This is a genomic window from Lysinibacillus sphaericus (genome assembly GCF_015844675.1).
Classification (GTDB): domain Bacteria; phylum Bacillota; class Bacilli; order Bacillales_A; family Planococcaceae; genus Lysinibacillus; species Lysinibacillus sphaericus_E.
The window spans coordinates 233,444-246,817 of sequence record NZ_LDGC01000025.1 but is presented as its reverse complement, the minus strand read 5'-3'; the positions used below and the strand labels follow the sequence as shown (position 1 = coordinate 246,817).

Sequence of the window (13,374 nt, the reverse complement as noted above, 5' to 3'; positions counted from 1 at the left end):
ACTGTTTTAGTTATGAAATTTCAATAAAAGCTCGATTTCTGTTTTTCCTTTTTGAAGCTGTTTTGCAATTTCTTCTGATGTTTTACCTTGTTTCGCTAATTTAATAGCTTGTTGTTCCAATGTTAATGGCTTAGCTTCTTCCTTATCGATTGCATCACTTGGTTGTTGGGCCGAATGTACCACCTTAGCTTCAGCTTTAGCTCCAGTTTGCTGCTGGCGTGAATAAGCATTGGCTACGATATTTTTGGGCACATAAATGCGCGGTTCCTGTTCTAGACTAATAGAACCGTCTACTGCGCTTTCTTCCTTTGTCAGAGAAGGTGGTTGTTCCTTCTCCTCTTGTCTCACAATCTGTTCTTCCTGTTTCACAGCATACCTTTGAGTTTCAGACTTTGAAACTCTTTGCAGCTCTTGAATGAGGCGATCATTTTCATCTTTCATCTCAGCTAAATAGACACTGATGGTGTCATCCATTTCACGCATTAAGCGCTCCTGTTTTTTTTCTAAATCCTTAAATTTTGCTAGCTTCGTATTTAGTATGATAAGGAAATAAAATGAAAGTAGCTGTAAAATAAATAGAACCGCAATTAGTATGATTGTCATAGTAAACTCCTATCCACTAAAATCCACGAAATTTCCTTTAAACGGATGCTGCGCTTGCTTTTCTCGCTTCTCGTTATCTTTATTTTTCTTTTTTTGAGTACCTTTTATATACTCGCCACCTGCTTCTTCCTCTTCACTAATCCCATCCATACCCTCTGAAGTATTCACAACTTTTTGCTTGCGTTCTACTTCTTTTTTTAACGCTTCATTTGCATGTGCTTGCTGAGCCAAAGTTTGTTGTTGTGCCTGATCAGCCATTTTTCCTGCTTCAAATGTTTTAGGAATAGCTATTTGTAGTTCGACACCTTTTAAACTCATAAGACCCCTCCTTCAACGATATGTATATAAGGATTGTTATGCATTAATCATTTCATTTGTTAATAATTTCCGTAGCTTTAATAGCGCCTTAGAGTGGATTTGTGAAATGCGTGATGTAGATAATTCAAGCATTTCCCCAATTTCTGTTAGTGTTAATTCCTCCGTATAAAACAAACTAAGCACTAGCTGCTCCTTATCATTGAGCTTTTGGATATTTTTCGCTAAATCCCCAAGCAGTTCTGATTTAACGACAGCTTGCTCAGGTGTCTTCGTCGTATCATCACGGATAACAAATGACTTTCCATCAGTCTCCTCTTGATCTTGTTGCTCATTAATGGAAAGAACATTTGAAAAGAAATGCTCCTGTACAGTTTGGTAAACTTCCTCAACTGGTAAAGCCATATGTTCCGCAAGTTCCTCAGGTGTTACATGACGCATATATTTTTGTTCTAACTGCTCAATCTGTACATCTAACTTTTTCGCCTTTTCACGTGCTGACCGTGGCAACCAATCTTCTTTACGTAAACCATCAATAATGGCACCTCTTACTCTAAAAGAAGCATATGTATCAAATTTCAAGTCTCTATTAATATCAAATTTATTCAACGCATCAAACAGACCTACCATACCTAAGCTCATTAAATCGTCTCGCGATACACTCTTTGGTAAGCCCGCTCCAATGCGTTGTACATGATAAGATACTAGCGAAATATATTTTTTTATAAGCAAATCACCTGCATCTGGATCACGTTCATTTATCCAGCGGTTCCACAGCTTTTGTTCATCGTTCAGAATTGGTTGTGTCATGTAATCCACCTCTCTAAGAAAAACGCATTTATGCGCCTGTTTGCCACTGTCTTATATCAATACAAAAAATATTTGTAACTGACGTTTCACTTTCGTTACGAACACACTTGTAGCTGTCGTTTCACTTTCGCTACGTAAACATTGTTGAAAGAAAATCCATTATGCCTCGGCATAAGCAACAAAGCGTTACTAGTTATTAGACCTTAACATAAAAACCCATCTAATTCTTTCCTATATTATAACAAGAATCGACTATAATTTCATTTGTTTCTCGTACCCTATCACAGATTCTTTACATTTATGTGTCAGTATATGTTAGCTCGGATATAGTCAAAACCCGTTAAAACACCCTAAGCTATAAAATAAGAATTTGCAAAAGAATTAAGATAACTAAAAAGAGCCGCTACTTGCGACTCCCTTTTTTAAGCATTATTTAATTGTTGATCCGCCTCACGATTCATCATCGTTCGTACAGCCTGAGCAATCTCTTCCGAGTTCTCATCTTGAAACTCCACGGTTGAATTAGCCGTCGGTGTTTCTTGATTTTCTTCCTCTGGATTCTCAGATTCATTTTCTTCACGCTCACCTTCAACGAGTTCTTCATCGCCCTCAGGTGTGAATAAAACGTAAGCAATTAAAAATCTGACAATATACATGACGAAAAACATAATTATTCCCGCCACAAACGACCCTACGATAATACGTAGTGGTGTATAGGGTTTTAGAAATGTACTAAAAAAATATATAGAAAAGGCAATTAACGCACCCCATAGGTTATAAAAAATAGAACCGAACATTATATTTCGCTCACTCCTTGGTTAACCGTTCGAATATGTAATGTCGACGTCGCAGGATTAAATTCAATTGTTCTACCACTGTTGCCGCCTGTGTCTTCGGCTACTAAACGAATTCCATGACGCTTCAGCTCATGCTTTACAGCTTCTACATTACGTGGGCCGATGCGCATGGAGTCTTTATCTGAAGTGAATTGAAACATTTGCGCACCGCCCGCAATTTTTGCCTTTAGCTTGAATTTTTGAACGCCTTCTAACTTTAACAAGTCAATCATTGCCGCAATGCCTGTGTCAGCAAATTTAGCCACATTTATTGACTCTTGTCTACCTAAACTCGAATCTGGCAACATCACATGTATTAAACCAGCAATTTTTTTTGATTCATCATATAAAATGACTCCTACACAAGACCCAAGACCTGATGTTCTTATCGTATTCGGTAACTTTACTACATCCATTTGTGCAATTCCAACTTTTATAACTTGGCCATCACTACTGTTTAGTATCATCTATGAAACTCCTAATGCTTTAAAAATAGCATCAAATGAGTCTGGATCTGGTAATAAGAAGAAATGACCTCTTACTGTTTCCTGATCTTCTACACCGTCTTCAAAAATGGATGTGTTTATGACGATAACATTATCGCTAACGTGTGATAATTCAATCAAGCCAATACTAATAATGGCACCAAACATGTCAACACTTAGCCCTGGCACAGTTGGATAAATTTTCAAATTAGTAAAGTCAGATAATGCCGATAAATAAGAGCCGGATAAAATATTACCCATTTCCTGCATAGCTGATAACCCTAACTCTGAAACAGGTCGTTTTTTAAAGTCGAATGATTCATCAAATATGAGACGACGGATAAAACGATTTGCTTGTTCAATTGGCAGGATAAAGAACATACTACCTTCAGCATCACCTTCAATGCGTAAATAGATTCCTACCACGACATTTTCAGATCCTCCTGCAAGCTCCATCATGTCATTAAAGGACACCATTTCGACCTTTGGTACTCGCATATCAATTTTTTTACCAAGCAAATTGGAAAGTGCTGTCGCAGCATGCGCAGCACCTATATTACCAATTTCCTTTAATACGTCTAAATGTAGTGATGTAATCTTTTGATTATATGTCATTTTCGATCCCTACTTTAGTGGATTTAGTACTTTCTCTAAATGCAATAAAATTAATAATCGTTTATCTATTTTGGCTACCCCTGAAATAAACTCTTCTTCCAGTGAACCAACTACTTCGGGCTGTGGTTCAATTGAGTCAGCTGGGATGTCTAACACATCATTTGCAGAGTCCACGACGAAACCTACTTCCATATCTTCTAATGATATAATGATGATGCGTGTTGTTTCTTCATGCTCAGAGATCGGTAATTCAAATCGTTCACGTAAATCAACAATTGGCGTTACGACACCGCGTAGGTTAATAACACCTTTTACGTATTTTTCCGTTTTCGGTACACGTGTAATATGCATTAGTTTTTCAATCCCTTGTACATGTGACACTGGAATTGCATATTCTTTATCTGCTAGTTGAAAAACAATTACTTTAATACTTTCTTGTTCCACTGCATTTGTCATTGTTTACACCTCTCTTATTCATTCACCTTATTTAATAAGTGCGTTACAATCCACGATTAAGGCAACTTTCCCGTTACCTAAAATTGTTGCACCTGAAATTGCAAAGATATTCGTTAAGTAATTCCCTAATGATTTCAGCACAATTTCTTGTTGGCCAATAAATGAATCCACAACTAAACCAGCAAGTTTCTCACCTTTTCGGACGATGACCACTGAATGGAATTCGTCACCCTGCGGTTCTTTGCGAGGTACCTCAAAGATTTCTTCTAAAAATACTAGTGGTACTACTTTGCCACGGAAATCGATTACTTTTTGATTATGTGCATTCATAATTTCTGATGAACGGATAATTGAAGTTTCAATAATAGATGAAAGTGGAATTGCATAAATTTCTTTTTCGATTTCTACTAACATGACAGAAATAATTGATAATGTCAGTGGTAATTGAATCGAGAATACTGAGCCTACATCTTGTGTAGATTCAATCGAAATATTTCCACCCAATGATTCGATTGTTGTTTTAACAACATCTAATCCAACACCTCGACCTGATACGTCAGAAATAACATCTGCTGTTGAAAAACCTGAAGCCAAAATAAGCTCATTAATTTGCTTATCTGACATCGAATATGATTGTTCTTGTGTAACGATACCTTTAGAAATGGCTTTCGCTAGTACTTTTTCACGGTTAATCCCTGCTCCATCATCTTCAATTTCAATGAAGACATAGTTACCACTATGATAAGCACGCAATACAACTGTTCCTTCTTCTGGTTTACCTTTTGCAAGGCGAGTCGTTGGATTTTCGATACCGTGGTCAACAGAGTTACGAATCAAATGAACAAGTGGATCCCCAATTTCATCGATTACTGTACGATCTAGCTCTGTTTCAGCACCAATAATTTCGAGGTTAATTTTCTTGTTTAGATCACGTGATAACTGACGAATCATTTTCGGGAAGCGATTGAATACTGTTTCAACTGGAACCATACGCATCGTTAAAATAATGGTTTGTAAGTCACCCATGACGCGGCTCATTCGCTCTACAGTTTCATTTAACTCTCCATGGTTAACCTCAGTTGCAATAGACTGTAGTCGACCTCGATCGATTACAAGCTCTTCAAATAGATTCATTAATATATCAAGTCGATCGATATTCACACGAATTGTTTTATTACCAACAGGCGCATGGCTTTTATCAGCCTTAGCAGGAGCCGCTGCTGTTGCAGGTTTAGGTGCTGCACTATTTTTTTCTGGAACCGTAGCAGGTTTAGCCTCTACTTCTACCGTTGCCGTTGCTGCTACTTCTTGAATGGCTTGTTCCTTTTCACGATGTTGCTTAGGATCAATAGCGGCGACAATCACTTCGTCAACTTCTGAGACTTTCATAATCTTTTTCTGCATATCTTCAGCAGATTCTTTTGTTACAAAAGCTACGTAAAATTGTTGATCGAACTGTTCGTCTTCAAGCTTTTCTACAGACGGACTTGATTTAATAACTTCCCCATCTTTTTCTAAAATCTCAAACACCATAAATACTCGTGCTGCTTTTAAAAGACAGTCTTCACGTAATTTCACTGAAATTTCAAATGCATTGAAACCTTGCTCAGCAGATTGTGAAATAACTGTTTGCTCAAAGCCGTCATACTCTAATGTACTTGCTACAGCTGTAGTTGGTGTCTCAGTAGTTCCTACCACTTCAGGAATCGCTTCTTCACCTAATTCAATACGCTTTAATTGAGCAACAGTTGAAGATACATCACGTTTTCCATCTCCGCCATTCGCAATGTCCATCACCATTTCTTCTAGATGGTCTACAGACTCAAAAACAACATCTAAAATTTCAGGAGATACATGGATTTTTTCGTTTCGGATCGCGTCCAACACATTTTCCATTTTATGAGTTAAATCCGCTAAATCTTCAAAGCCCATTGTCGCAGACATACCTTTTAATGTATGCGCAGAGCGGAAAATTTCTCCGACAATCGCCAAATCATCTGGATTTTTTTCTAGTTCTAATAAATGTTCACTACATGCTTGTAAATGGTCTTTACTTTCTTCAATAAACATCTCTAAATATTGATTGACTTCCATAAGAGGACACCCCTTTAAGGCAAATATTTCATTATTGTTTGTGCAATATCATCTACATCTGCTACTTCATCGACAAGCTGCGTTTCCACTGCCGCTTTCGGCATACCATACACAATGCAAGTTTCTGCTGACTCAGCGATTGCCATCACATTTCCAGTGCTTTTTAGTGCTTTTAGTCCGTTAGACCCATCATGGCCCATACCTGTCATAATAACAGCCACTTTATCAAAATCTTTAAATTGGCTCACATCTTCAAACATCACATCTACTGAAGGTCGATGTCCAGATCTAGGTGGTTCATTATTATCAAGGACTATGCCAAAGGAGGTACCTATTTTTCTAAGTTTTAAATGATACCCACCAGGGGCAATATACGCTACTCCATTTTGCAGAATATCACCTTGCTCAGCTTCTTTTACTGTAATCTCACTCAATTGATCCAGACGATTAGCAAGAGATTTTGTAAACCCTGCCGGCATATGCTGGACAATTAAAATGGGAGCTTGAACTGATTTTGGGATTTTTGTAATTACTTCTTGTAAAGCTCTAGGCCCGCCTGTGGAGGTACCAATCAGTACAATTTTCCGACCTACTTTACTCCATTCTACATGTGGCTTTGATAGTTCTGCCCTTGTCGGAAAAACATTGTCAGAAGGAGTCACCCTGTCTTCACTAAGTAAATTTCTTCTAATGATACTCGCTTGTAATGGCTGTTCTTGTTGTCTTTTAGTACTAGAAGGTTTCTTTAATTTCGAAATAGGCACCAATGATGCTTGTTCAACCTTGTGGACAAGTTCAGTTTGGATTTTATGTAAATCAAGAGAAATTGATCCGCTCGGCTTAGCGACAAAATCTACTGCTCCAAATTCAATTGCCGATAAGGCATTTTCTGCTCCTCGTTGAGTTGTACTAGAGAGCATAACAACAGGTACTGGACATACAGTCATAATTTCTTTTAAAGCATCAAGCCCATTCATTTCAGGCATCTCAATATCCATCGTCACAACTGTTGGCTGCAATGTTTGAATCTTTTTTACCGCATCTTTCCCATTTCGTGCTGTTCCAACTACCTCAACCTTCGAGTTGCCAACAAAAAAGTCACTAATTAGCTTTCTCATAAAAGCAGAATCATCAACAACTAATAGCTTGCTTTTATGTACAAAGTCCAATTAATCACGTCCTTTCGAAAAAATATTTCTTAATTTTGTTAAAAATTTACCTGCTGACTGATCATGTGCATGAACTTCTTCCACACGTTGTTCCATAAAACGCGCTACTATTAGTTGAAGTGTCTTCGTAATAAGTGCGTCTGGATAGGAAATTGAAAAAGGCACCTGCTCACGCACAGCCTTACGCACAGCAGAATCTTCAGGTAATGAGCCTAGTATCGTAACCTCTTTGTCCAAAAACCGTTTCATCGTACGCTTTAGTCGCTCATTGGTTTCCAGTCCTTCTTCTTTACTATAGGCTCGGTTACAGAGTACATAAAATTGCTTATCCGCATCTCGCATATGAATATATTTCATCATTGAATAAGCGTCTGTTATAGATGTTGGCTCTGCCGTAGATAAAACAATAATTTCATCTATAGAAGTTAATAAATCTAATGACCAATTAGTAGCTCCTGCTCCCATATCGAACAAAATGTAATCAAAGGTTTGTTGAAGTTGCTCAAATGCGTAAACGAGTCGTTCAAACATTGTCTCTGACCATTCTAAGACGCCCGACATACCAGACCCACCTGAAATATACCTTAAATTGTAAGGACCTTCAAATATTACATCATCCAGTAACTCATTTCCCTCCAAGTAATCTTTTAAACTATAAGAAACATTTTTTCCAATTAAAATATTGATATTGCCCATACCAATATCCATATCAACGATGACAACTTTTTTCCCTTTATTGGCCAATGTAATGGCAAAATTCGTCGTGAAGTTACTTTTACCGACCCCACCTTTGCCGCTTACAACCGCAATTGCCCTACCTAATTCACCCTGCTGTTTCAACATTTTCAAGCGTAATGTTTCAGCTTGGTCTCTCATTTTTCCTCACCTTGAAAAAATAAATTTAGTACTGCTTCTAGATCAGCTTCTTCAATATCCTCTGGTACTTCTTGACCATTCGTATAGTAAGCAAGTCCCTTATTATATTTAATCATTAAATTAATCATTGTGCCAATAGAATTTGTTTCATCAATCTTTGTAAAAATTAATTTTTCAATTGGTAATTGCTTAAATTGCTCGACAATGTTTGCCATGTCCTTTTCTTTTGTTGTCATTGCAAGTACTAAGAAGGACTCTGCTTGATCATCAAATTTAATAAGACGCTGTAAATCGTCTACATATTTTACTTCTTTATAATTTCGGCCTGCCGTATCTATAAACACTATATCTAAATGGGACAGTCGGTGGATTGCTTGTTCATAATCTGTTGCATTATAGGCAATTTCGACAGGAGCCTGTAACAGTCCAGCATACGTTTTTAATTGCTCAATTGCGGCAATACGGTAAGTATCTGTCGTGATAAATCCTACTTTTTTCTTTTTTTCTAAAACTGCTCTAGCAGCCATTTTAGCAATTGTCGTAGTCTTGCCGACACCTGTAGGTCCTAACACATTAATATATTTTTTTTCATAGGAAATACCTCCAACTGGTAGATCCTCTAATTTTTTGCGCAATAAGCTTTTCGTAATCATCTTACATTGCGAAAAATTAATGTCTGACGCTTCTTTGACATGCGTAAAAAGCTCATCACCAATCGTTGTGATGAGCTCCTCACTTAGCTCTTGTTGTCTTAAGTATTCAATGAAGGATAAGAGTTCATCTGGATATTGATCTTGGATTGTCTTCTTATGCATCGAATGCATTAAAGATTTTAAATCTGCAATTTCCTTCCTCAAATCTTCAGAAATGCTAACTTCCCCATGTAAGGGCGCATCATTCTGCGGCTGTTCTTGGTGTATTTTAGCCTGAACAGCGTTCGTAATCTCGTGTAACCTTGCATTTTCATGTTTAGTTGTTGATGTAGGTAAAGCTACAGGTGCTGGAGCCATATTACTTGGCTCCATTGAATCAATACCTGCAACAACCTCAAAGCTCTTCTTTTTAATGATTCCAAAAAACTTTTTTGTAACGACTACTTTTGAGTTCAAAATGACAGCGTCCTCACCTAATTCAGCACGCACAAGCTTCATCGCTTCTGGTATGGAGGATGCATAATATTTTTTCATTTTCATTCAACATTCACCACCCCAACACTTTGAATTTCAACCGTAGCATCAAGTTCGTTATAAGATAGAACTGGAATTTGCGGGAAATAGCGCTCCGTAAGTTGACGTAAATACATACGAACTGCTGGAGAGCATAAAATAATAGCAGATTGTTCCATAAAGGAAACGCGTTCCACTTCTGCAGCAATGGTCTCTAAAATCGTTTGAGAATCTTGTGGATCCATCGCTAAATAATTTCCATGATCCGTTTGTTGAATACTATCAGCAATTAATTTCTCTACTTTACCAGAGACGGTAATAACTTTTAATGATGTGCTGTCTCCTACGTATTGAGAAGTAATTTGACGTGCCAATGCTTGACGTACATACTCAGTTAATATATCAGTATCACTCGTTAACTTTGCATAGTCCGCTAGAGTCTCAAAAATAATTGGTAAGTTTCGCACTGAAACATTTTCTCGTAGAAGTTTACCTAGTACTTTTTGAATTTCTCCAGTCGATAATGGAGCAGGTGTTAACTCTTCAACTAAAATTGGATGCGTTTCACGTAAATGATCGATTAACTGCTTCGTCTCTTGACGACCAAGTAATTCATAAGCATTTGCACGAATCATTTCCGTTAAGTGAGTCGACACAACGCTTGGTGGGTCAACAACTGTGTAGCCAAACATTTCGGCATCCTCTTTCACTTGCTCCGTAATCCATTTTGCAGGTAGGCCAAATGACGGTTCAACCGTGTCAATTCCTTCGATAGAATCATCATCTCCTGGACTCATTGCTAAATAATGATCAAGCAGAAGTTCACCACGTGCCATTTCATTACCCTTTATTTTGATTCGATATTCATTTGGTTGTAATTGAATATTATCTCGAATACGGACAACTGGAATGACAATCCCTAATTCTAATGCTAACTGTCGACGTATCATAATAACTCGATCTAATAAATCGCCGCCTTGTGCAGCATCTACTAACGGTATTAAACCATAGCCAAACTCAAACTCGATTGGGTCCACATTTAGTAAATTCACAACGTTTTCAGGGCTCTTCATGCCGTCTGTTGCCACTTCTTCCTCAATTTCAAGTAATTCTTCTTCATCTTCTGGTTTCTTATGATCCATCATATAAGCACCAGCAATTAGTGAACCACCAATTGGAATTGTTATCCAGAGAGGTATAGGTGTGAAAAATCCAAGTAAAAGTATTGTACCACCTGCTACATAAAGCAGTTTCGCTTGAGCAAAAAGCTGCCCTGTAATATCTTCACCAAGACTTCCTTTAGAAGATGCACGTGTTACGACAATCCCTGTCGCTGTAGAAATAAGTAGCGCAGGAATTTGTGAGACAATACCATCTCCCACTGTTAACTTAGAAAAATGATTTGCTGCATCTGCAAATGGAAGGCCCATCTGCACAACACCGATGATGATACCAAATAATAAGTTGATAATAACCATGACCATTGAGGCAATGGCATCCCCTTTTACGAATTTTGTGGCACCATCCATCGCTCCGTAGAAATCCGCTTCACCCGCTACTTTCTCGCGTCGCTCACGTGCTTCCCGCTCAGAAATAACTCCTGCATTTAAGTCAGCATCAATACTCATTTGTTTACCTGGCATCGCATCAAGTGTGAAACGTGCTGCTACTTCTGCTACACGCTCCGCTCCCTTTGTAATAACGATAAACTGAATTAACACAAGAATTAAGAATACAACTAAACCAACTAGTACATTCCCGCCGACTACAAAGTCCCCAAACGTTTCTACAACAGAACCAGCATCACCTTTTGCTAAAATGGCACGTGTTGTAGAAACACTCAGTCCGAGTCGGAACAAAGTTAACAGTAAAATAACTGAAGGAAAAATAGAAAAGTCTAGCGCTTCCTTCATACTCATTGCTGTTAAAAGTACTATTAATCCTAATGTAATATTAATGACGATTAAGAAACTTAACATCCACGGAGGAAGAGGGATGATGAGCATCGCAACGATTAAAATAACCGCACCTAATACCCCTATATCGCGAACTTTCATTTGTGTCCCTCCTACTAAAAGCTTTAAATTTTCCGCTTAATTCGATAAACATAAGCAAGCACTTCTGCTATTGCTTTAAAAAACTCTTCTGGTACTTGATCGCCGATTTCTACTTGATCGTACATTGCCCGTGCTAATGGTCTATTTTCAACCATAACCACATCATGTTCTTTCGCAATCAGTTTAATTTTTTGAGCGATAAAGTCCGTACCCTTTGCAACGATGCGTGGGGCATCCATACTTTCATCATCATATTTGATGGCAATCGCATAGTGAGTTGGATTTGTTATGACAACATCGGCGTTTGGAATCTCTGACATCATTCGACGCATCGCCATTTCGCGTTGGCGTTGTTTAATTTTCGATTTTATCAGGGGATCGCCCTCACTATTTTTATATTCATCTTTAATGTCTTGTTTAGACATTTTAAGATTTTTTTCGTAATCATGTTTTTGATACATCCAGTCTAAAAGGGATACACATAGTAAGACGAGCGAAGCAGCAATCCCCATGATACCAACAAGCTTACCCACTGTAATAAGAGTCATCCATGGGCTTTTAAAGGATAACGCCAAAACTTCCGGTAAATTCGTCCAAACGATAATTGTCGTAACGCCACCTATGAAGCCAATCTTTAATACTGACTTGAGAAGCTCTATAATGGCTTTGACAGAAAATATTTTTTTCAACCCTTTGATCGGGTCCATTTTTTTTAAATCAAACTTCATCGGCTCTAATGTAAATAGGAAACCGAACTGTAGGAAGTTACCTGCTAATGCTCCTACAAATGCAATTCCCATTATTGGGACAATAATAAAAGCCATTTGCACTAATGTTTCTGTAAATAGGCTCATCACGCTATCAATTGTTAGTGTTTCTACGCGTATGTTATGAATAAAAGTTTGCCTGAAAAAAGCTAAAAGATCGTCTCGCAGTGAACCTGCAAAGAAGAACAAAAAGATAAATACCATGAGCATGACAATTGCACTGGAAATATCCTGACTTTTGACAACCTGACCTTTTTTTCGAGCATCTTGTCGCTTTTTAGGCGTCGCCTTTTCCGTTTTTTCTCCCGCAAAATACTGTAAATCTAAATCCAGCAGTAGCAACATTTTACCCACCACCTAAAATAGCCATTACATCACGCATAGCATAAATCATTATGGTAATAAGCTTTTGAATAACTTGAATCATTACAGCCATCATTGTAAATAAAACTAGAAAACTAACGCCTATTTTAATAGGAAAACCGACAACAAAAATATTTAATTGTGGTACAGTTTTCGCTGTGATCCCTAGCGCCAAGTCGACTAAAAATAAAGTTGCTACAACAGGAGCAGCCATTTGAAAGGCGATCGCAAAAACAGCCGTAAATGTTGTGATGATAAACTCTATATATCCGTCATTTGCGAAATTAGGAAACCCTTGATCCATCGGTAAAAATTGATAACTATAATAAATTCCATCGAGAATCATATGATGTCCATTTATAGCTAGTAAGAAAAGTAATGCTAGCGTATTAAAAAATTGTCCGATCAATGGACTTTGTGCACCTGTTTGCGGGTCAATAATATTGGCAATGGCAAAACCCATTTGAAAATCTATAAAGCTTCCGGCAATTTGAATTGCCGACATGATGATATAGCCTACTAAACCGAGTAACAGTCCAATGAGCGCTTCTTTCATCACTAAAAGTATGTAATCACCATTAAATACAAATGGTTCGACGTCAATTGTGTAATACATCATCCAAGCTAAAACTAATGCGAGAGTTATTTTAACTTGTGGCGGAATCGTTCTGTACGAGAAAAAAGGCACCGTGACAAAAAATGCCGATACGCGCACAAGTACTAATAAAAAAACCGTAAAATGCGGGATTAATTCATTCATCT

General features: G+C 37.7%; 14 protein-coding genes. All 14 read right to left on the bottom strand.

Annotated elements, in window-relative coordinates:
* Positions 1-6 precede the first annotated feature (6 nt).
* Entirely contained in the window at positions 7-603 is a 597-nt protein-coding gene (locus ABE34_RS09295) for a hypothetical protein (protein WP_197141942.1), read from the bottom strand.
* 9 nt (positions 604-612) lie between these two features.
* Positions 613-921, bottom strand: coding sequence for an RNA polymerase subunit sigma (locus ABE34_RS09290; protein WP_197141941.1), 309 nt, complete (start codon positions 919-921; stop codon positions 613-615).
* A 36-nt stretch (positions 922-957) separates the two neighbouring features.
* Complete coding sequence (locus tag ABE34_RS09285) at positions 958-1,728, bottom strand: FliA/WhiG family RNA polymerase sigma factor (protein WP_197141939.1); 771 nt, start codon at positions 1,726-1,728, stop codon at positions 958-960.
* Between the two features lie 422 nt (positions 1,729-2,150).
* Positions 2,151-2,525 (bottom strand): hypothetical protein, encoded by a 375-nt coding sequence (locus tag ABE34_RS09280; RefSeq protein ID WP_197141937.1) that lies wholly within the window; start codon positions 2,523-2,525, stop codon positions 2,151-2,153.
* Positions 2,525-3,031 (bottom strand): chemotaxis protein CheD, encoded by a 507-nt coding sequence (locus ABE34_RS09275; RefSeq protein WP_197141935.1) that lies wholly within the window; start codon positions 3,029-3,031, stop codon positions 2,525-2,527. The genes ABE34_RS09280 and ABE34_RS09275 overlap by 1 nt, the downstream gene beginning before the upstream one ends.
* On the bottom strand, positions 3,032-3,664 hold the full coding sequence (locus tag ABE34_RS09270; protein WP_132357421.1) for a chemotaxis protein CheC: 633 nt from the start codon (positions 3,662-3,664) through the stop codon (positions 3,032-3,034). It abuts the gene before it with no gap.
* Positions 3,665-3,673: 9 nt separating this feature from the next.
* The gene (locus ABE34_RS09265) at positions 3,674-4,120 is read right to left on the bottom strand and encodes a chemotaxis protein CheW (RefSeq protein WP_079560480.1); all 447 of its coding nucleotides are present in this window, start codon (positions 4,118-4,120) and stop codon (positions 3,674-3,676) included.
* 27 nt (positions 4,121-4,147) lie between these two features.
* A complete protein-coding gene (locus ABE34_RS09260; protein WP_197141933.1) occupies positions 4,148-6,214 on the bottom strand; it encodes a chemotaxis protein CheA in 2,067 nt (688 codons plus the stop codon).
* Positions 6,215-6,228: 14 nt separating this feature from the next.
* Positions 6,229-7,383, bottom strand: coding sequence for a protein-glutamate methylesterase/protein-glutamine glutaminase (locus ABE34_RS09255; protein ID WP_197141931.1), 1,155 nt, complete (start codon positions 7,381-7,383; stop codon positions 6,229-6,231).
* The gene (locus ABE34_RS09250; protein ID WP_197141929.1) at positions 7,384-8,259 is read right to left on the bottom strand and encodes a MinD/ParA family protein; all 876 of its coding nucleotides are present in this window, start codon (positions 8,257-8,259) and stop codon (positions 7,384-7,386) included.
* Positions 8,256-9,452 carry a flagellar biosynthesis protein FlhF gene (gene flhF, locus ABE34_RS09245; RefSeq protein ID WP_197141927.1) on the bottom strand — a complete coding sequence of 399 codons (1,197 nt, stop codon included), beginning with the start codon at positions 9,450-9,452 and terminating at the stop codon, positions 8,256-8,258. Before flhF ends, ABE34_RS09250 begins: the two co-directional genes overlap by 4 nt.
* Positions 9,449-11,482 (bottom strand): flagellar biosynthesis protein FlhA, encoded by a 2,034-nt coding sequence (flhA, locus tag ABE34_RS09240; protein ID WP_197141925.1) that lies wholly within the window; start codon positions 11,480-11,482, stop codon positions 9,449-9,451. The genes flhF and flhA overlap by 4 nt, the downstream gene beginning before the upstream one ends.
* 23 nt (positions 11,483-11,505) lie before the next feature.
* Positions 11,506-12,594: a flagellar biosynthesis protein FlhB gene (gene flhB, locus ABE34_RS09235; RefSeq protein ID WP_197141923.1), complete on the bottom strand. Its 1,089-nt coding sequence runs from the start codon at positions 12,592-12,594 to the stop codon at positions 11,506-11,508.
* Between the two features lies 1 nt (position 12,595).
* On the bottom strand, positions 12,596-13,372 hold the full coding sequence (gene fliR / locus ABE34_RS09230; RefSeq protein WP_197141921.1) for a flagellar biosynthetic protein FliR: 777 nt from the start codon (positions 13,370-13,372) through the stop codon (positions 12,596-12,598).
* Positions 13,373-13,374: the final 2 nt, after the last annotated feature.